Below are 19,299 nucleotides of genomic sequence, written 5' to 3'. Positions count from 1 at the left end.
CCTAACGCAACCGAGGGGCAGGCCCGACAGAAAACGGCCCCACAAAACTGCGGCCGCTTTTGAATTTCAAGGGCAGCTCTAAACTGTCGGAATTTCTGGCCAAAAACTGTGCCGCCTGTTCCCAAAGCTGGCGGTCCTTGGCCGACAGAATGCCTGTGCTTTGTGCCACATCCAATGCCACACGCCAGTTTTCCAACCGCAGAACGGCATCGCCTTGGGCAAAGCCATCGGCATCGGCAATCACGCTGCCCTTGGCCGTAACCTGCAATGTGCCCCATTCAATGCGCAGATTATCAAGGTCAAGCCGCGCAATCTGCGGCTGTGTGGTCAGCACTTGCCTGTCAATCGGTACGGTAAAGCCCACATGCGCATCAGCGCGGATCAGCCCTATCTGCGCCGGTAAAACCCCGTTGAACAGCACCGTTAAGCCTGCATCGGGGGTAAGGTTGGTAACATTCAAGCCAATCTCATGCCAATCCGCGCGGCTTTCATCCAAGCGCGTGGCAAATTGCAGGGCATCGGCACTGACCACCCAGCCCCTATCGCCAACGGCGGAAACCGCCGCGCCAATCAGGGTCATCCTATCCAAGGGCAGCGCGGGCTGCGGCTTGACCACCACGCTTGCTTGCATCTTCTCCGACCGGATGGTCATGGCATCATATGGCAGGGTCAAACGCTGTTCATTCGGAAAGGCGGCGATCACATGCCACGGTTTATAGCTCAGGCTAAGAATTTGAAAAAACGGTGCTGTCCAGTCGATCGTACGTGCTGGGTCGGCGAAATGTGGGTCTTTCACCGTCAGATCAAAGCGGTTGGGAAAACCATGAACCTCTAGTTTGCTAAAGGTTGCGACCTTGCCGTTTGCCTCAAGCCCAGTAAACCAACCGCGCGCGGCGGCTTCAAACCCGCGTTCGCCGACAAACCAATAGCCGCCCCAAAGGCAGCCTAATACTATCACCAAGCTCGTCAACCAGCGCATCCTGTGCCCTCTTTTCATTTTGCCGCAGATGCTGTCTACAAGGCCAAAGAGCGGAGGGCCAGTAGATGCAAAAGCCACTTTGGGTTTTCGGTTACGGATCATTGGTTTGGAACCCCGGATTTGCCGTGGCCGAACAGCGTGTTGCCATGCTGAACGGCTGGCACCGTAGTTTTTGTATGCGGTCTATCCATCATCGTGGCACCGAAATCGACCCTGGCCTTGTGCTTGCGTTGGATCGCGCGGCGGCGGCCAAATGTGCCGGCGTGGCGTTTCGCGTGCAAGACGGCGCCGAGGAGGCGACCTTGGCCGCACTGCGCGAACGCGAGTTGGTTTCTGCGGCCTATTTAGAGGATTGGCTGCCGTTGCAGTTGGACGATGGCAGCGAAGTCACCGCGCTGTGCTATGTGATCGACCCTTCGCATGACCAATACTGCACCCTGCCGTTAGAGGAGCAGGCGCAGATCATCGCCCAAGCCGTTGGCGGGCGCGGGCGCAATTGTGAATATCTGTTCAACACCTCTGCCCATTTGGCGCAGTTGGGCATTGGCGACACCGATCTGGAATGGCTTTGTGCTCGCGTGACGGCTTTGCGCGAAACTGCTGTGAAATGATGGTTGGCAGCACGCCATAACACGCCTAAGTTAAATCAACTTATACCAAAAAGGGTCGAGCGCGCCGCATGGACAAGACCACAGCCGAGGCAGAATTGTCATTTACCCAACCGATCCGCCAGATCATCTTGATGCTGGCCGTGGTCGTCCTTGTGGCCATTGGGGCCTTTGTGGCTTGGGGGCTTCTTTCTAGTGTCTTTTTGGCCAACGTCTGGCTGAACGGCTTTATCGTGATGGTTTTTGTGTTTGGCGTGCTGGCCTGCTTTTGGCAGGTGTTGCAGCTGATGCAATCTGTACGGTGGATCCTTGGTTTTGTGCAGCCAACCCCCGATGCCGAGCAGGTCAGCGCCCCGCGCTTGTTGGCTCCGCTGGCGGCGCTGTTGCGCAGCCGTGGCGCGCGGATGCAAATCTCGGCCTCGTCATCGCGGTCTATCCAAGACAGTGTTGCCACGCGGATTGATGAGGCCCGCGATATCACGCGATACCTTGTCAACCTATTGATATTCCTTGGGCTTTTGGGTACGTTTTACGGCCTTGCCACCACTGTTCCTGCTATTGTGCAGACCATCCGCAACCTTGCACCACAACCGGGCGAAACGGGGATGGAGGTGTTTGGCAAGCTGATGGGCGGGCTAGAGGTGCAGCTGGGCGGTATGGGCACGGCGTTTTCCTCCTCGCTTTTGGGGCTGGCGGGATCGCTGGTTGTGGGGATGTTGGAATTGTTCGCCAGCCACGGCCAGAACCGCTTTTACCGCGAGCTGGAAGAATGGCTGTCGTCGATCACCCGCCTAGGCTTTTCCGCTGGCGACGGTAGCGGCGATGGCGATGATATGTCGGGGCTTGGCGGGGTTATGGACCAAGTCGCCCGTCAGTTGGAGGTTCTGCAAAATCTGTTTGTGCAGGCCGATGTGTCGCGGAATGAGGCTGATGAGCGGTTGGGCAGCTTGACCGAGGCGGTCAAGGATTTGTCGGCCCAAGTGCAAGCCGGTAGCCAAGCCCAAGACCAGCTTGCCCAAATTGCCATAGCGCAGATCGAGGTTTTGACCCGCATTGCCGATAGCCAAAATAGCTATGCGCAAGTGCTGGCGAACCTGAATGAGGAAAGCCCCGAGGCCGAGAACCGGATGCGTCTGCGCTCAATTGACGTGCAATTGTTGCGCATTTTGGAAGAGATTTCGGCTGGCCGCCAAGAAAGCGTGGCTGATCTGCGATCTGATATTGCCGGCTTGACGAATGCGATCCGTCAATTGTCGCGCAGCGCTGTAGGGCGGGGCTAGGCTATGGCGCTCAGCCGTCGTAACGGGCAAAAGATGAACGGCTCGATCTGGCCGGGGTTTGTCGATGCGATGACGGCGCTTTTACTGGTGCTGATGTTTGTGTTGTCGATCTTTATGATCGTGCAATCGGTGCTGCGTGAAACCATTGATACCCAAGACCATGAGCTGGACAGTCTAACCGCCCAAGTCGCAGGGCTTGCAGATGCTTTGGGGTTGGAACGAAACCGTGCCGATAATCTGGCGGCTGAGGTGGGGCAGTTGGGCAAAAGCCTAACCGCAGCACAGGCCGAGGGGGCAACACAAGCAGCACTTGCGGCCTCGCTGTCCAGCCAGCTTATCGCGCGGCAGGCCGAGTTGCATACCGCAACCGCACGCATCAGCAGCTTTGAGCAGCAGGTGGCCAGCCTGCTTGCCGAACGCGACGCGGCACGGGGCCAAGCCGAAACCTTGACCGCCAATGTCGCCGATCTTGAAGCCGCGCAAACGCGGATGATTTCCGAACAAGAGGCGTTAAATCTGGCACTGGCCCGTGCCCGAGACGAGATTGATGCCCAAGCCGAGACGGCCCGTTTGGCCGCAGCACGGCGCGAGGCCTTGGATGCGCTTGTTGCCGATTTGAAAACCAAGCTGGCAGACGGGCAAGCAAGCCTTGCGGATACGCTGGTGCGCCTGACCGAGGCTGAAGGGAAAGTTGAAAACCGCGGTGCGGAATTGGCAGCCCTTGCGGCGCGTCTGGGGGCTGCAACCGATGCGCAGATCAAAACCGACGCCAAGGCCGAGGCACTGGCGGCCGAAGTGGCGCGGTTGCAAAAAGATCTGGTACTGGCGCAAGCCGCAAGCCAAGACGCGCAGGGCCTAAAAGACCGGATGGCCACGCTAGAGGCCAGCCTGTCCGAGGCCGAGAAAAACCGTTTGGCCGAACTTGCTGCCGCCGAGGCGTTGCGAAACCAGTTGAAGGGCACCGAGGCCTCATTGACCCAAGAGCAAGCAGCCCTACTGGCAGAACGCGCCGCAGCCGAGGCTTTGCGGGCACGGCTGGAGGGCGTCGAGACCAAGCTGACGGCAGAAGAAGAAGCGCGGCTGGTCGATCTCGCGGCGGCGGAGGCCTTGCGGGCCAAACTCGCCGCCTCGCAAACCGAGTTGACCGCGATGACTTTGGCCTTGGAAGACCAGCGAAAACGGGCCGAAGAAACGCTTACCTTGCTGGCGGCGGCGCAGACGGCAGCCAACCAGTCTGGAGCGGATTTGACCGGTAAAGATGCGCTGCTGGCAACGGCCCGCGCCGCCCTTGCCGATGCAGAAACGAAGTCGGAAGATAATGCCCGCAGGGTGGCGCTGTTGAATGAGCAGATCGCGGCGTTGCGTGGCCAGCTTGGCGATTTGCAGGGTTTGCTGGATGCTTCGGCGGCCAAAGATCAGGCGGCAGATGTGCGGCTTGATACTTTGGGAACGCAACTGAACACCGCCCTTGCGCAGGTCGCAGCCGAGCAAAAAAGGCGGGCCGAACTGGAAGAGGCCGAGCGCAAACGCTTGTTGGCTGAGACGAAGAAGTTAGAAACTTTCCGGTCCGAGTTCTTTGGCCAGTTGCGCAGCGTTCTGGCCGGCCGCGAAGGCGTTCGGATTGTCGGCGACCGGTTTGTGTTTTCGAGCGAAGTGTTGTTTCAGCCCGGCTCGGCCACTTTGGCCCCCGAGGGCCGGCGCCAGATTGCCGGCGTGGTCGAGACGCTGCGCGAGGTTTCAGGGCAAATTCCAGACGGGATTGATTGGATCATCCGCGTGGATGGCCATACCGATGACGTTCCTCTGTCAGGGACAGGGGCCTTTGCGGATAACTGGGAATTAAGCCAGGCCCGCGCCCTGTCGGTGGTGCGATTCATGCAAAATGATCTGGGTTTCCCCCCGAATCGGATGGCGGCGACTGGGTTTGGCGAATGGCAGCCGGTGGCGGTCGGCGACTCAGAGGCTGCGCGCGCCCAAAACCGGCGCATTGAGCTGAAGCTTACAGAACGCTGAATGGGGTTGGTGCCTGCAATGGCAAGGCGGGCGGCGCGAATTATGACGCCGTTTTTAATGTCTTTTTACTCATCATAGCCGTGCGGATGACAGGATAAAGAAAAGACCCCCGCGTGTGCGGAGGCCTAAAAGCAAGGCTTATCATGTCAGCCCGTTACTCGGCGGTGAGGAGCGGGGTTTTTTTGCCTGTTATGCGCGGCTTGCTCGGTTCTTCATAGCTAAGGTCGAGTAAGCCGTCTTTGAGGCCGACCTTGACCACGCCGCCCTTCATCAACTTGCCAAACAGCAATTCCTCGGCCAGCGGTTTTTTGATGTGTTCCTGAATCACGCGCCCAAGTGGGCGCGCGCCCATTTTATCATCATAGCCCTTTTCGCCGAGCCAATTCGCGGCCTCTTCGGTCATCTCAATATGAACGTTGCGGTCCAAGAGTTGGGCTTCGAGTTGGAGGACGAATTTTTCAACCACTTGGCGGATGACTTCGCGACCCAAGGGGGCAAAGCTTACCACCGCGTCAAGGCGGTTGCGGAATTCGGGAGTAAAGGTCCGTTCAATCGCGGCAGTATCTTCGCCCGTCCGCCGATCACGTCCAAAGCCAATCGCTGATTTGGACATTTCTTGCGCGCCGGCGTTTGACGTCATGATGAGGATAACATTGCGGAAATCGACTGTCCGGCCGTTATGGTCGGTCAGTTTGCCGTGATCCATGACTTGCAGCAGGATGTTATAGACATCCGGATGCGCCTTTTCCATTTCATCAAGCAGCAGAACGCAATGCGGGTGCTGGTCGACGCCATCCGTCAGCATACCGCCTTGGTCAAAGCCGACATAGCCCGGAGGCGCGCCGATCAAGCGAGACACGGCGTGTTTCTCCATGTATTCGGACATGTCAAACCGCAGCAGTTCCAACCCCAAAGTGTTGGCGAGTTGTTTCGCGACCTCGGTTTTGCCAACCCCGGTTGGGCCTGCGAACAGGTAGTTGCCGATGGGTTTTTCGGGCTCGCGCAGGCCTGCGCGGGCGAGCTTGATGGCCGAGGCGAGGGCCTCGATTGCTTTGTCCTGACCAAACACCACGCGTTTGAGCGATTTTTCCAAATCGCGCAGGACCTCGGCATCGTCTTTGGTGACGTTCTTCGGCGGGATGCGGGCGATCTTGGCGACCACAGCTTCGATTTCCTTGGTGCCGATGGTTTTGCGGCGCTTGGATTCGGTAACGAGATGCTGTGCGGCACCTGCCTCATCAATCACGTCGATCGCAGAATCCGGCAGCTTGCGGTCGTTGATATAGCGTGCAGCCAGTTCGACGGCGGATTTGATCGCATCGGCGGTGTAGCGCAGATCATGGTGTTCCTCAAAATGGGGCTTTAGCCCCATAAGGATTTTGATCGCGTCTGGAACGGACGGCTCATTCACGTCGATTTTCTGGAAACGACGCGAGAGGGCGCGGTCTTTTTCGAAATGTTGACGGAATTCTTTGTAAGTGGTCGAGCCCATGGTGCGCAACTTGCCGCCCTGAAGCGCTGGTTTTAGCAAGTTTGAGGCATCCATAGCGCCGCCCGACGTGGCCCCTGCACCGATGATCGTGTGGATTTCGTCGATGAACAGGATCGCATCGGGATGCTCTTCGGTTTCTTTGATAACGGCTTTCAGACGTTCCTCAAAATCGCCGCGGTAGCGGGTGCCTGCCAACAACGCGCCCATATCAAGGCTGTAGATCGTGGCCTTGGCCAAGATTTCAGGCGTTTCGCCGCGTACGATCTTCCATGCGAGGCCTTCGGCGATGGCGGTTTTGCCAACCCCGGGATCGCCGACCAAAAGCGGGTTGTTTTTGCGGCGGCGGCAGAGCACCTGAATGCAGCGCTCAACCTCAGATTCGCGCCCGATCAGTGGGTCAACATCACCTTTGATGGCTTTGACGTTCAGGTCGACGCAGTATTTTGACAGCGCCGATTCTTTTGCGTCTCCCGCTTCCCCCTTAGGGGTTTCCATGTGCTCTTCTGCGCCGGTGATAGGCCGCTGCTCGCCAAATTCGGGGTCTTTGGCGACGCCGTGGGCGATGTAATTGACCGCGTCATAGCGGGTCATGTCTTGCTCTTGCAAGAAATAGGCGGCGTTTGATTCGCGCTCGGCAAAAATGGCGACCAAGACGTTGGCACCAGTCACCTCATTACGGCCCGAGGATTGGACATGAATCGCAGCGCGCTGAATGACGCGCTGGAAAGCGGCCGTCGGCACAGCCTCGGACCCATCAACATCGGTGACCAAGGTGGACAGGTCATCGTCGATAAAAGTAACCAAGGTTTTGCGCAATTCGTCAAGATCAACCGAGCACGCCTTCATGACGCGCGAGGCCTCGGGTTCATCAATCAATGCCAGAAGCAAATGTTCCAGCGTGGCAAGTTCGTGGCGGCGCGCGTTGGCCAGTGCCAAAGCGCCATGGATTGCCTGTTCAAGCGTCGTGGAAAATGATGGCACGGTATAGTGCTCCTCGTGTTCTGCTGGCCGTTTGGGCGATTACCCAATGACCATGGCCTCATACTATTAAGGATCGGTTTTATTTCGGCGGCTTCAAGTCTTTTTTCCGATTATTTAAGCTTTCTGTCGCAAAGGTGGAAAAAAGTGATGAATCGTTGGAGGGAATGGTCAGAATTTGTCCTTGCGGGCGCGGATTTCGGTAAAGATATCAACATCTGGGGCGCCGGTCATGCCAAGCGCTGCCTTCATGTCGGGGTTTGGGGCGCGGAGGAACGGATTGAATGTACGTTCTTGTGCCAGTGTTGTGGGGATCGTCGGCGTATTTTTGGCACGCAGAGTGTTCATGCGATCTTCCAGTAAGATAAGCTCGGAGTTGGCGGGTTCAAGAGCCAATGCGAAACGAATGTTGCTGACGGTGTATTCATGGCCCGAAAACAGGCGGGTTGCATCGGGCAGGGCGGTCAGTTTTTGCAGGCTGGCCCACATTTGCGCAGGCGTGCCTTCAAACAAGCGGCCGCAGCCCATGACCATTACACTGTCGCCGGAAAACAGCGCCTGAGTGGTGGGAAAGTAAAAGGCGATATGCCCAAGCGTATGGCCTGACAGGTCGAAAATCTGGACCGGCTCGCCGCAGATGATGACGGTTTCGCCATCTGTAAGGGCGCGATCCAAGGGCGGCAGGCGGTGGGCATCAGCGGCGGCCCCCCAGATTTTGGGCGTTTGGGGCAGGCCTGCCAAGAGGCCGGGCAGGCCATCAATATGATCCCAGTGATGATGTGTTAACAATACATCGGTAAGCTGCCAGTTGCGGGCGTTTAAGGCGGAAAGGATAGGCGCTGCCTCGGGAACGTCGACCAGGGCGGTATCGCCGGTCTCGGAGTTGTGGATAAGGTAGGCGTAGTTATCGCTTAGGCAGGGGATGGTCAGAATTTCAATCGCCATGGTCTTTTGCCTCACTTTGGGTAATGTTGGGGTAACTTCGCCCGAAAAAGGCCTTGGCTGCAATGCATCTTGATGTGCTTGATCTTCGTAATTTCTATTACCGGACCAAATTGGGCCGTGTGGCGCAGCGCGCGATCCGCGATACGGTGGTGCGGATGTGGCCGACTGCCAGTGTGGCGGGGCAAACCATGGCGGGGTTTGGCTTTGCCGCGCCGTTGATGCGGCCTTATTTGACAGACGCGCGGCGGGTGGTGGCGTTGATGCCCGCGCCGCAAGGGGTAATGCCTTGGCCTGCGGGCATGGCGAATGTGGCGGTGCTGTGTGAGGAAACCGCATGGCCACTGGCGACTGGAATTGTGGACCGATTGATTCTGATGCACGGATTAGAGACATCCGAGCAACCGTCATTTGTGCTTGAAGAGGCGGCACGGGTGCTAGGCCCCGGTGGTCGGGCGTTGTTTATTGTGCCGTCACGGTCTGGGCTATGGGCGCGGCGTGATGGCACGCCATTCGGCTTTGGCCGCCCTTATTCCATGAGCCAGCTCGAGGCGCAGCTAAAGCGGTATGATTTCACGGTTGAGCGCAGCAGCTCGGCGCTTTACGGGCCGCCGTCAGGGCATCCGTTTTGGTTGCGGACATCTGACTTCTTTGAACGCAACGGCCGGCGGTTTTCGGCTTTGTTGGCCGGCGGTGTGTTGATGGTTGAAGTGTCAAAACAGCATCGCGCGCCGGTGCAGGGCGGCTTGGGTGCCGTGGTGCGCCGCCCCTTGCGGGTATTGGAAGGCATGGGCCAAGGCGCGCCCGAGCCTGCGTTGCGGGGAAACGATCCTCTGCTGCGGGACGGAGTTGCCAGCCTCATTCAATCCAGAAAAACAAAAGCATGAATGTGTTGCGGTTTGAGCCGTTGAGCGCACATCGCGGTAATTGCAACATGTCGGCGGTATTTAGGCGGGCGTCGCCCGTTTAGGTTCCCGCAAGCAGGCGAGATTCGCTAAAACGCGCGGCGGCCATAAGCACAGATTGCCCGATCTGGTCCTAATCTATGGGGCAGCCGTTTATCGAAACGGCTGGGGCAGCACGATCATACTCTTCAGAATCACCCTATCCGTTCAAAATCCCATAGAATTTGCCGGGAGGTGGCCTTGACTGTGTCGTTAAAGTCGGTGGGAATCCCGACTGTTGCCGCGATAAGGGGGCAAGCTGCGGGTTGAACCGCCAAAAAAATGAAAATCTGTGTCGTACTGCGACATGTTAACGTCGATCACGAGCATTTTACCTTTTCTTCATGGTTGCGGCACAAATCCGCCTCTGGTACACACCTTCAAAATTCAGACGCATGCATGTGTATGCGCCATAGGATGCCCTTGTTTTGTGTGACGCAAAGCGGGGGCCTAATTTCGGAAGGGATGACGTGTCAGAATCAGCTTCGATCTCCTCCGGCATTGCTGCACGCTACGCCACTGCTCTGTTTGAGCTGGCTAAGGAAAGCAAAGACCTTAAGACGCTGGAGGGTGACATTGACGCCCTTGATGCGGCCTTGAAAAGCTCTGCCGACCTGAATGCACTGATTTCTTCGCCGGTTTATACCCGCGCAGATCAGGCACAAGCGATTGCATCAATTGCCGTGAAAATGGGGCTTTCCCCCCTGAGCGCCAACACATTGGCATTGATGGCGTCAAAACGCCGTCTGTTTGTGCTGCCGCACCTGACCAAGATTGTGCAAGATAAGATCAGCGAAGAAAAAGGCGAGGTGACCGCTGAGGTAACTTCTGCCGTTAAGCTGAGCGCTGCGCAGGCAAAAAGCCTTGCCGAAACACTGAAAGCCAGTGTCGGTAAGGATGTGAAACTAAAAACCGCTGTCGATGAATCCCTCATCGGTGGTCTGATCGTAAAGCTGGGTTCTACCATGATCGATACGTCGGTTAAGGCAAAGCTCGCGGCTCTCCAGAATGCAATGAAAGAGGTCGGATAAATGGGTATCCAAGCAGCTGAAATTTCTGCGATCCTGAAGGACCAGATCAAAAACTTTGGCAAAGATGCCGAAGTGGCCGAAGTTGGCCGCGTATTGAGCGTAGGCGATGGTATTGCCCGTGTTCATGGTCTGGACAAGGTTCAGGCCGGTGAGATGGTCGAATTCCCCGGTGGTATCCGCGGTATGGCCCTCAACCTCGAAGTTGATAACGTTGGTATCGTTATTTTCGGCGATGACCGCGCCATTAAAGAAGGTGACGTTGTTAAACGCACCAAGTCGATCGTGGACGTTCCAGTCGGTGACGAACTGCTTGGCCGCGTTGTTGACGGTTTGGGTAACCCAATCGACGGCAAAGGCCCAATCGGGACGACAAAGCGCGCGATTGCAGACGTAAAAGCCCCCGGCATCATTCCGCGCCAATCGGTGCATGAGCCAATGGCAACCGGCCTGAAATCGGTTGACGCGATGATCCCCGTTGGCCGTGGTCAGCGCGAATTGATCATTGGCGACCGTCAGACAGGTAAAACAGCCATCGCGCTGGATACCATTCTGAACCAAGCCTCTTACAACAAAGCTGCTGGCGATGACGAAAGCAAAAAGCTATACTGCGTTTACGTAGCTATCGGCCAAAAGCGTTCGACCGTTGCGCAGTTGGTAAAGAAACTGGAAGAAACCGGCGCGATTGCCTACACGATTGTTGTGGCTGCAACCGCTTCTGATCCAGCACCGATGCAGTTCTTGGCACCTTATGCCGCGACTTCGATTGCTGAACACTTCCGTGACAATGGCCGCCACGCGCTGATCATCTATGATGATTTGTCCAAGCAGGCTGTGTCTTACCGTCAGATGTCGCTGCTGTTGCGCCGTCCACCAGGCCGCGAAGCCTATCCTGGCGACGTTTTCTATCTTCACTCGCGCCTGTTGGAGCGGTCGTCGAAACTGAACGCTGAACATGGTTCGGGCTCGTTGACGGCTCTGCCGATCATTGAAACCCAAGGCGGCGACGTTTCGGCGTTTATTCCGACAAACGTGATTTCGATCACCGATGGTCAGATCTTCTTGGAAACCGAACTGTTCTATCAGGGCATTCGCCCTGCCGTGAACACCGGTCTGTCGGTTTCGCGTGTTGGGTCTGCGGCGCAGACAGATGCGATGAAATCGGTTGCTGGTCCGGTTAAACTGGAATTGGCGCAGTATCGCGAAATGGCGGCCTTTGCGCAGTTTGGTTCTGACCTTGATGCCTCGACCCAGCAGTTGCTGAACCGTGGTGCGCGTTTGACCGAATTGATGAAGCAGCCGCAGTATTCGCCACTGACAGGCGCAGAAATTGTCTGCGTAATCTTTGCCGGTACCAAGGGCTACCTTGATAAAATCGCGGTAAAAGATGTTGGTCGCTATGAGGCTGGCTTGCTTAAGCACCTGCGTTCTACACATGCGGATCTGTTGGCGGATATCACCAACAATGACCGTAAGGTGAAGGGCGAGCTTGAGGACAAGATCAAAGCCGCATTGAATGCATACGCAAAAGATTTCGCCTAAAGGGGTAGGTAGATGCCGAGCCTAAAGGACTTAAAAAATAAGATCACGAGTATCAAAAATACTCGTAAGATCACGAAAGCCATGCAGATGGTTGCCGCGGCGAAGCTTCGCCGCGCGCAGGAAGCTGCAGAAGCTGGTCGGCCCTATGCCGAGCGGATGAATGCAGTCATGGCGGGGCTTTCTGCCTCGGTTGGCACGTCTCCCTCGGCGCCCCGGCTTCTTGCCGGGACCGGCGAGGATAAGGTGCATCTGCTGGTGGTGATGACGGCTGAGCGCGGCCTTTGCGGCGGTTTCAACTCTTCTATCGTGCGGATGGCGCGGTTGAAGGCAAATGAGCTGCTGGCAAAAGGCAAGACGGTCAAGATTTTGACTGTTGGCAAAAAGGGTCGGGAACAATTGAAGCGCGATTTCGCATCATTGATGATTGGTCATGTTGACCTGTCAGAAGTGAAGCGGGTGGGCTATACCCAAGCGCAGGCGATTTCACGCGAAATTCTTGCGCGCTTTGAAGCGGGTGAGTTTGACGTCGCAACGCTGTTCTTCAACCGTTTCCAATCGGTTATCAGCCAAGTCCCAACTGCACAGCAGGTTATTCCCGCGAAATTTGACGCGGTGGATGCAGGCGATGCAGTTGCTTTGTACGATTACGAGCCGTCAGAGGAAGGCATTCTTGCCGACCTGCTGCCGCGCGGTGTAGCGACGCAAGTCTTTACCGCTTTGCTTGAAAACGGGGCCTCGGAACAGGGTGCCCGGATGAGTGCGATGGACAACGCAACCCGCAACGCTGGCGATATGATCGACAAATACACGACGATCTACAACCGCTCGCGTCAGGCTGCGATCACCAAAGAGCTTATTGAAATCATCTCGGGCGCTGAGGCGCTCTGACCCGCTTAACGGAGTATTGACATGGCGAAAGCACCAAAAGCAGCCGGTAAGATTACGCAGGTAATCGGCGCTGTCGTGGACGTGCAGTTTGAGGGTGACCTTCCGGCCATCCTGAACGCACTTGAAACAACAAACAACGGCAAGAAACTGATCCTCGAAGTGGCGCAGCACCTTGGCGAAAGCACTGTTCGTGCAATCGCTATGGACGCGACCGAGGGTTTGGTTCGTGGCGAAGCTGTATCCGACACAGGCTTGCCGATTTCGGTTCCAGTTGGTTCGGCCACCTTGGGCCGCATCATGAACGTGACCGGCGATCCGGTTGACGAAAAAGGCCCGGTCAACTCGAAAGAGCGCCGCTCGATCCACGGTCAGGCGCCAAGCTTTGCCGATCAGTCGACTGCGACCGAAATTCTGGTGACCGGCATCAAGGTTATCGACCTTTTGGCGCCTTACACCAAGGGCGGCAAAATTGGTCTGTTCGGCGGCGCGGGCGTTGGCAAAACAGTTTTGATCATGGAATTGATCAACAACATCGCCAAAGTACACTCGGGCGTGTCCGTATTTGCTGGCGTGGGTGAGCGTACGCGCGAAGGCAACGACCTTTATCACGAAATGATCGAATCCGGCGTTATCGTCCCCGATGATTTGGAAAAGTCGAAAATCGCACTGGTGTACGGCCAGATGAACGAGCCTCCGGGTGCGCGTATGCGGGTTGCTTTGTCGGGTCTGACCTTGGCTGAGCAGTTCCGTGATGATACCGGTTCGGACGTTTTGTTCTTTGTGGACAACATCTTCCGCTTTACTCAAGCGGGTTCGGAAGTTTCGGCTTTGCTGGGTCGTATTCCTTCGGCGGTGGGCTATCAGCCAACACTGGCAACCGACATGGGCGCCATGCAGGAACGTATTACATCGACCAAAAACGGTTCGATCACTTCGGTTCAGGCCGTGTATGTACCTGCGGATGACCTTACCGACCCTGCGCCAGCAACATCGTTCGCCCACTTGGACGCGACGACCGTTCTGGACCGCTCTATCTCGGAAAAAGGGATTTATCCGGCTGTGGACCCACTGGGTTCGACCTCGCGTCTGCTCGACCCGCTGATCATTGGCGAAGAGCATTACGGCGTGGCGACATCCGTTCAGCAAACCTTGCAGCGCTATAAATCGTTGCAGGATATCATCGCGATTTTGGGTATGGACGAATTGTCGGAAGACGACAAAGTGGCCGTTGCCCGCGCGCGTAAGATTGAGCGTTTCCTGAGCCAGCCTTTCGACGTGGCAAAGGTCTTTACCGGTTCCGACGGCGTTCAGGTGCCTTTGGAAAAAACCATCGCTTCGTTCAAAGCTGTGGTTGCTGGTGAATATGACCACCTGCCAGAAGCCGCCTTCTATATGGTTGGTGACATTGATGATGTGATCGCCAAAGCGCAGCGCCTTGCTGCCGCAGCGGCATAAGGGGGCGACATGGCCGCGACTTTGCAATTCGACCTGGTATCACCGGAAAAACGGCTTGCCTCGTTTCAGGCGGTCGAGGTCCAAATTCCTGGCGCTGACGGTGATCTGACGGCGATGGAGGGGCATGCCCCCACCATCACCACACTTCGCCCCGGCATTCTAAAGGCAGTTGGTGCCGATAAAACACTGGCCTTTGCTGTGACCGGCGGTTTCGCTGAAATCACGGCATCGGGTGTTTCAGTACTGGCCGAGCAGGCTGTTGCTGTTGATGATCTATCTGGCACCGTGCTGGACGGGATGATTGAACAAGCGCGTGAGCTGGCCAGTATGGCACTGCCCGAAGACAAGGATGCAGCGGAAAAGCTGGTGCAGGATATGATGGTTTTGCGGAACCACGAAGCGCACTAAGCCCGTTATATAGTTCTGAAAAGGCCCCGGCAGTGTTCGGGGCCTTTTCACATAAAAACTGGGTTTCTCGCTTTCAAAGTTTTGTATTCATTGTTGGCTAACCTATTTAAGCTAGTAATTTACCAGCTTTAAACTTGGGCCGCGCATATTTTCGATTTTGGACATGTGGGCGGCAATAGGACGATTTGAAATGAAACGATTCTCGGCCCATACGATCGGCATCCAACAAGGGTCTCGGACCCTGTTTTCGGATTTTGCCGATGGCGGCGTGATGTGGACGGGCAATGGCCCGCGCGAAAGCCGGAAATTCGTGAAATTTCCTGAGGTATTTGCGGCCGTGCCGGTGGTGACGGTATCAATCTCGATGTGGGATATGGACCAAAAAACCAATATGCGCGCGGATATTTCAAGCGATGAGGTGACTGTCGAGGGGTTTTATCTGGTGTTTCGCACGTGGGGTGATACGCGCGTGGCACGCATCCGCGCGGATTGGACTGCGATTGGTAGTGTAAAAGACGAAGACGATTGGGAGCTGTACTAAGGCAGAACGGGGGAGGAGTACCCCCCCCGTAATGGGTTAGGCGCGGTACATGCCTTCATAAATCGGGCTAAGTGTTTCCGTTTCAAACAGCGATGACACAGATGTACCGTTCCAGATGTTCAAAATGGCTTGGGCAAACATCGGTGCAGTCGGCAGGATGCGGATGTTGGGGCAGTTCTTAACGGCCTCCGAGGGCGCAATGGAATCGGTGATAACAAGCGATTTCATCACGGAATGGGTCACGCGATCGACCGCAGGGCCGGACATGACGCCATGGGTGATGTAGGCGTGAACCTCGGACGCACCGTTTTCAAGCAACACTTCGGCAGCTTTGCAAAGCGTACCTGCGGTATCGCACATGTCATCGACGATAATGCATTTCTTGCCCGACACATCGCCGATCACGGTCATTTCAGCGATCTCACCGGCCTTTTCGCGGCGTTTGTCAACGATCGACAGTGGCGCGCCGATGCGTTTGGCCAGCTCGCGCGCACGCGCCACGCCGCCAACATCCGGCGACACTACCATCATATCCGACATCGAGCCTTTGAATTGCGCCATGATATCAAGGGCAAAGATGGGTGAGGCGTAGAGGTTATCCACCGGAATATCGAAAAAGCCTTGGATCTGGGCAGCGTGAAGATCTAGCGTCAAAATGCGTTCAATACCTGCCTCGACCATCATATTCGCGACCAGTTTGGCGGAAATCGGTGTGCGGGCCTTGGTGCGGCGATCTTGGCGGGCATAGCCGAAATAGGGGATAACGGCCGTGATGCGTGACGCCGACGACCGGCGCAGCGCATCGGTCATAATCAGCAGTTCCATCAGGTTGTCGTTGGCTGGGTTTGAGGTGGGCTGGATGATAAACATATCCTCGCCGCGTACGTTCTCAAACACCTCGACAAAAATCTCGCCATCGTTGAACCGTTCAACCCGCGCGTCGACCAATCCCACGCTCATCCCGCGGTGCAGTGACATGCGGCGGGCGATCGCCGTTGCCAAGGGCATGTTGGCATTGCCTGAAATCAACTTTGGTTCATTGCTGTTAGCCATGGGTTTGTCCTTTGAGCAGTGGGCAACGGGGATTCGGGTGGCGTTGACACCGCTTACCATCGGGTTAGGGTCTGCGCAAACCTTGGACAGCTGATGAGGCGCTAAAATGACCCATATTGATTACTACTTTGCCACGATTTCGCCCTTTACCTATTTGGCAGGCACACGGTTAGAGGAAATCGCCGCGCGGCATGGCGCGAGCATTGCCTATAAGCCGCTGGATGTGGTGGCGTTGTTTGGCCGCACGGGCGGGCAGGCACCCAAGGACCGGCATGAAAGCCGCAAGGCGTACCGCCTGCAAGAAATGCGGCGGCAAGCATCTAAGGTAGGGGTGCCGATGAACCCCGCGCCGATGTTTTGGCCCACTAACCCCGCGCCGTCATCCTACGCGATTATTGCGGCGCAGGCGGCGGGCGGCGGTGATTTGGGTGGGTTGGTCCACGGCATCACACGCGCCTGTTGGGCAGAGCAGCAGAACATCGCCGAGGATGAGGTGATCCGTGCGGCACTGACCGCTGCGGGCTTTGATGCGGGGTTGGCGGGCAGCGGGATGCTGGCAGGGGCCGAGACCTATGCTGCCAATCTGGAAGAGGCCGTGTCGCGGGGCGTGTTTGGCGCGCCGTTCTATGCCGTGGGCGATGAGATGTTTTGGGGTCAAGACCGGCTTGAGGACTTGGACCTGTATTTGGGTGGCAAGCTATAAGGCCCCGCGATTGGCGCTGTTAGCCGCGAAAGGCAGCTAGCAGCGCGTCTACTTCCTCGGGCGTCGTACACCATGCGGAGACAAGGCGGCAAAGCCCATCCTCCGCATCGCTATAGACGGCACCGGCAGCTTTGGCGCGGGCATGGGCGGCGGCGGGCAGGCGGGCAAAGGCGATATTGGCCTGCACAGGGTGCAACAGTTCCGCACCCTCCAAACGGGCAAGTCCTGCGGCAAGGCGGGCGGCCATCGCGTTGGAATGCTTGGCCAATTCCAGCCAATAGCCCCCCTCAAACCAGGCCTCAAGCTGCGCCGCGACATAGCGCATTTTTGAACTGAGGTGGCCTGCACGTTTGCGGCGCAATTCCAGTTCCCATGACTTGGCAGGGTCAAACAGAATGATCGCCTCGGCCCCCAAAAGGCCGTTTTTGGTGCCGCCAAGCGTCAGCACATCAACGCCCGCGCGCCATGTCAGATCGGCGGGGCTGGCGTTGGTGGCGACTAGCGCATTGGCAAAGCGTGCGCCATCCAGATGCGTGCCCAGACCTGCGGCTTTTGCAATCGTGGTGAGCGCAGTCAACTCGGCCTGGGTGTAGGTGGTGCCGGCCTCGGTCACGTTGGTCAGGGACAGGGCCGAGGGTTGCACGGAATGAACCGAACCGCCGCTTTGCGCCAATGTGGCGGCCAGCGTGTCTGGCGTCATTTTACCATGCGGGCCGTCAACCAACAGCAGTTTGGCCCCGCCGCTAAAAAACTCGGGTGCGCCGCATTCATCTTCGGCGATATGGGCGTGACGGTGGCACAGCGTCGCGCCAAATGGCGGAGTATAAAGCGAAAGCGCAAGTGAATTGGCAGCGGTGCCGGTGGTGACAAGGTGAACCTCGGCATCGGGGGCCTCAAACAGCGTGCGAATTTGGCTGCGCAGGCGGGCCATCGGGGCATCGGCACCATATGATAGGGTTTGGCCGGTGTTGGCACGCGCAAGGGCATCCATGATCGGTTGAGGGACGGGCGCACCGTTATCTGAGGCGAAAAACATTATGTGCGCTCCGTTATGATATAGTTTTCCCAATCATCTTCATCCACCTCGGATTCCGGCACGGTCCAGCCGCGCACAGACGCATCGGCAAGATGCACCGATTCAGGGTCGCCGGTAATCAGCGGGTGCCATTCGGGCAAGGGTTTGGATTCGTGGATCAGGCGGTAAGCGCAGGTGGTGGGCAGCCAATAGGCCACTTGTTCCAGCTTTTTCGGGGTAAGCTGCACGCATTCCGGCACATATTTGTGGCGTGTCGCATAGTTGGAGCAGCGGCAACTGTCGCCATCAAGCAAGCGGCAGGCAACGCGGGTAAAGGCCAGCTCGCCATTATCCTCATACTCGATTTTGTTAAGGCAGCATTTGCCGCAGCCGTCACACAGCGCCTCCCATTCCGCGCCCGACATCTTTTTCAACGGCACAGTTTCCCAATAGCGCGGGCGCAGGCCGGTCGCGGCGGCGATAGGGGGCAGTTTATCGGTCATTTGGCAGCCTGTAGGATGGTGCGCGCGCGGTCGCAATCGGCGTGCATTTGGGTGATAAGGGCTTCAAGGCTGTCAAACTTTTCCTCGCCGCGCAGCCATTCGACAAAGGCGATAGACAGGTGCTGGCCGTAAAGATCGCCTTTGAAATCAAAAAGAAAGGTTTCAAGGTTGGGGCGGTTTTCGCCAAACATCGGGCGGGTGCCAAGGTTGGCCGCCCCAAGGTAATGGCCCTTTTGCGGGCCGGTCAGCACGTCGGCATACACCGCATAAACGCCATTGCGGGGCAAGTGCAGGCCGGTCACATCCATATTGGCGGTGGGAAAGCCCAACTGCCGCCCGCGCTTTTCGCCGTGGATCACCGCTCCGTCGATACGGTGCCAATGGCCCAGCATTTGGCTGGCGGTTTTCGTGTCGCCATCGGACAGCGCCTGACGGATGCGCGTAGACGAAATATCGGTGTTTTCGACCTGTACAAGGTCAGCCAGATGGACGGTAATGCCTTGGGTCGCACAAAGCGAAACAAGGTCGGCAGCAGTGCCTTTGCGGCCCATACCAAAGCAAAAATCCGCACCGACGGTGACGTGCGAGACACCAAGGCCTTCGGCCAGGACCTGCGTCACAAACGCCTCAGGGGACAGGCTGGCGAGGGTGGCGTCGAAGGGCAGCTCAAACAAGGTTTGCACGCCCAGTTTGGCCAGCCGGTTGGCGCGGGCCTCGGCGTTCATCAGACGGAACGGGCCGGATTGCGGGGCGAAATAGCTGCGCGGGTGGGGCTCAAACGTGACAATTCCCAAAGGGCCGTGCTGAGCGGCCAGCGAAATAACGTGTTGGTGGCCAAGGTGGACGCCGTCAAAATTGCCCATCGCAACGGATGCACCACGGTGTTCGGGGCTAACCCCTTGCCAATGTTGATAAACCTGCATGCCC

At 57.1% G+C, this 19,299-nt stretch carries 18 protein-coding genes; 11 read left to right on the top strand and 7 right to left on the bottom strand.

The features are described 5' to 3' along the window. Position 1: 1 nt before the first annotated feature. A complete protein-coding gene (locus ACEN2J_RS09750; RefSeq protein ID WP_442105384.1) occupies positions 2-979 on the bottom strand; it encodes a DUF2125 domain-containing protein in 978 nt (325 codons plus the stop codon). A gap of 65 nt (positions 980-1,044) precedes the next feature. Here ACEN2J_RS09750 and ACEN2J_RS09745 point away from each other — a divergent pair, with 65 nt between their 5' ends. From ACEN2J_RS09745 to ACEN2J_RS09735, 3 genes are all read left to right on the top strand, one after another. After that, a complete protein-coding gene (locus tag ACEN2J_RS09745; RefSeq protein ID WP_442105383.1) occupies positions 1,045-1,590 on the top strand; it encodes a gamma-glutamylcyclotransferase in 546 nt (181 codons plus the stop codon). 68 nt (positions 1,591-1,658) lie between these two features. Further along, the gene (locus tag ACEN2J_RS09740; protein WP_442105381.1) at positions 1,659-2,867 is read left to right on the top strand and encodes a biopolymer transporter ExbB; all 1,209 of its coding nucleotides are present in this window, start codon (positions 1,659-1,661) and stop codon (positions 2,865-2,867) included. A 3-nt stretch (positions 2,868-2,870) separates the two neighbouring features. Continuing rightward, positions 2,871-4,880 (top strand): peptidoglycan -binding protein, encoded by a 2,010-nt coding sequence (locus ACEN2J_RS09735; RefSeq protein WP_442105379.1) that lies wholly within the window; start codon positions 2,871-2,873, stop codon positions 4,878-4,880. A gap of 154 nt (positions 4,881-5,034) precedes the next feature. On the opposite strand, the gene clpA is transcribed toward ACEN2J_RS09735, so the two are convergent. Then, the gene (gene clpA, locus ACEN2J_RS09730) at positions 5,035-7,353 is read right to left on the bottom strand and encodes an ATP-dependent Clp protease ATP-binding subunit ClpA (protein ID WP_442105378.1); all 2,319 of its coding nucleotides are present in this window, start codon (positions 7,351-7,353) and stop codon (positions 5,035-5,037) included. Positions 7,354-7,521: 168 nt separating this feature from the next. Beyond that, entirely contained in the window at positions 7,522-8,295 is a 774-nt protein-coding gene (gene gloB, locus ACEN2J_RS09725) for a hydroxyacylglutathione hydrolase (protein ID WP_442105376.1), read from the bottom strand. 62 nt (positions 8,296-8,357) lie between these two features. Here gloB and ACEN2J_RS09720 point away from each other — a divergent pair, with 62 nt between their 5' ends. From ACEN2J_RS09720 to ACEN2J_RS09690, 7 genes are all read left to right on the top strand, one after another. Continuing rightward, positions 8,358-9,179, top strand: coding sequence for a methyltransferase domain-containing protein (locus ACEN2J_RS09720; protein ID WP_442105375.1), 822 nt, complete (start codon positions 8,358-8,360; stop codon positions 9,177-9,179). A 527-nt stretch (positions 9,180-9,706) separates the two neighbouring features. Next, the gene (locus tag ACEN2J_RS09715; RefSeq protein ID WP_442105373.1) at positions 9,707-10,267 is read left to right on the top strand and encodes a F0F1 ATP synthase subunit delta; all 561 of its coding nucleotides are present in this window, start codon (positions 9,707-9,709) and stop codon (positions 10,265-10,267) included. Continuing rightward, on the top strand, positions 10,268-11,806 hold the full coding sequence (atpA, locus tag ACEN2J_RS09710) for a F0F1 ATP synthase subunit alpha (RefSeq protein ID WP_442105371.1): 1,539 nt from the start codon (positions 10,268-10,270) through the stop codon (positions 11,804-11,806). A gap of 12 nt (positions 11,807-11,818) precedes the next feature. Then, on the top strand, positions 11,819-12,694 hold the full coding sequence (locus ACEN2J_RS09705) for a F0F1 ATP synthase subunit gamma (protein WP_442105370.1): 876 nt from the start codon (positions 11,819-11,821) through the stop codon (positions 12,692-12,694). A gap of 21 nt (positions 12,695-12,715) precedes the next feature. Further along, complete coding sequence (gene atpD / locus ACEN2J_RS09700; protein WP_442105368.1) at positions 12,716-14,149, top strand: F0F1 ATP synthase subunit beta; 1,434 nt, start codon at positions 12,716-12,718, stop codon at positions 14,147-14,149. 9 nt (positions 14,150-14,158) lie between these two features. Then, on the top strand, positions 14,159-14,557 hold the full coding sequence (locus tag ACEN2J_RS09695) for a F0F1 ATP synthase subunit epsilon (RefSeq protein WP_442105367.1): 399 nt from the start codon (positions 14,159-14,161) through the stop codon (positions 14,555-14,557). 190 nt (positions 14,558-14,747) lie between these two features. Next, the gene (locus tag ACEN2J_RS09690) at positions 14,748-15,098 is read left to right on the top strand and encodes an H-type lectin domain-containing protein (protein ID WP_442105366.1); all 351 of its coding nucleotides are present in this window, start codon (positions 14,748-14,750) and stop codon (positions 15,096-15,098) included. Between the two features lie 36 nt (positions 15,099-15,134). On the opposite strand, the gene ACEN2J_RS09685 is transcribed toward ACEN2J_RS09690, so the two are convergent. Continuing rightward, positions 15,135-16,151, bottom strand: coding sequence for a ribose-phosphate pyrophosphokinase (locus tag ACEN2J_RS09685; RefSeq protein WP_442105364.1), 1,017 nt, complete (start codon positions 16,149-16,151; stop codon positions 15,135-15,137). A gap of 106 nt (positions 16,152-16,257) precedes the next feature. On the opposite strand from ACEN2J_RS09685, the gene ACEN2J_RS09680 reads away from it, so the two are divergent. Beyond that, on the top strand, positions 16,258-16,854 hold the full coding sequence (locus ACEN2J_RS09680; RefSeq protein ID WP_442105363.1) for a 2-hydroxychromene-2-carboxylate isomerase: 597 nt from the start codon (positions 16,258-16,260) through the stop codon (positions 16,852-16,854). A gap of 19 nt (positions 16,855-16,873) precedes the next feature. Here ACEN2J_RS09680 and ACEN2J_RS09675 read toward each other — a convergent pair whose 3' ends face one another. Genes ACEN2J_RS09675 through ACEN2J_RS09665 form a run of 3 tightly spaced genes read right to left on the bottom strand, consistent with a single transcriptional unit; the run spans position 16,874 to position 19,295 of the window. Beyond that, the gene (locus ACEN2J_RS09675; protein ID WP_442105362.1) at positions 16,874-17,890 is read right to left on the bottom strand and encodes a threonine aldolase family protein; all 1,017 of its coding nucleotides are present in this window, start codon (positions 17,888-17,890) and stop codon (positions 16,874-16,876) included. Then, positions 17,890-18,372: a YcgN family cysteine cluster protein gene (locus tag ACEN2J_RS09670; RefSeq protein WP_442105360.1), complete on the bottom strand. Its 483-nt coding sequence runs from the start codon at positions 18,370-18,372 to the stop codon at positions 17,890-17,892. The genes ACEN2J_RS09675 and ACEN2J_RS09670 overlap by 1 nt, the downstream gene beginning before the upstream one ends. Beyond that, positions 18,369-19,295: a bifunctional riboflavin kinase/FAD synthetase gene (locus ACEN2J_RS09665; RefSeq protein ID WP_442105358.1), complete on the bottom strand. Its 927-nt coding sequence runs from the start codon at positions 19,293-19,295 to the stop codon at positions 18,369-18,371. The genes ACEN2J_RS09670 and ACEN2J_RS09665 overlap by 4 nt, the downstream gene beginning before the upstream one ends. Positions 19,296-19,299 lie beyond the last annotated feature (4 nt).

Origin of the sequence: Pseudorhodobacter sp. W20_MBD10_FR17, from assembly GCF_052119765.1 — a bacterium.
GTDB lineage: Bacteria > Pseudomonadota > Alphaproteobacteria > Rhodobacterales > Rhodobacteraceae > Pseudorhodobacter.
This window is presented reverse-complemented; position numbering and strand designations above follow the sequence as displayed.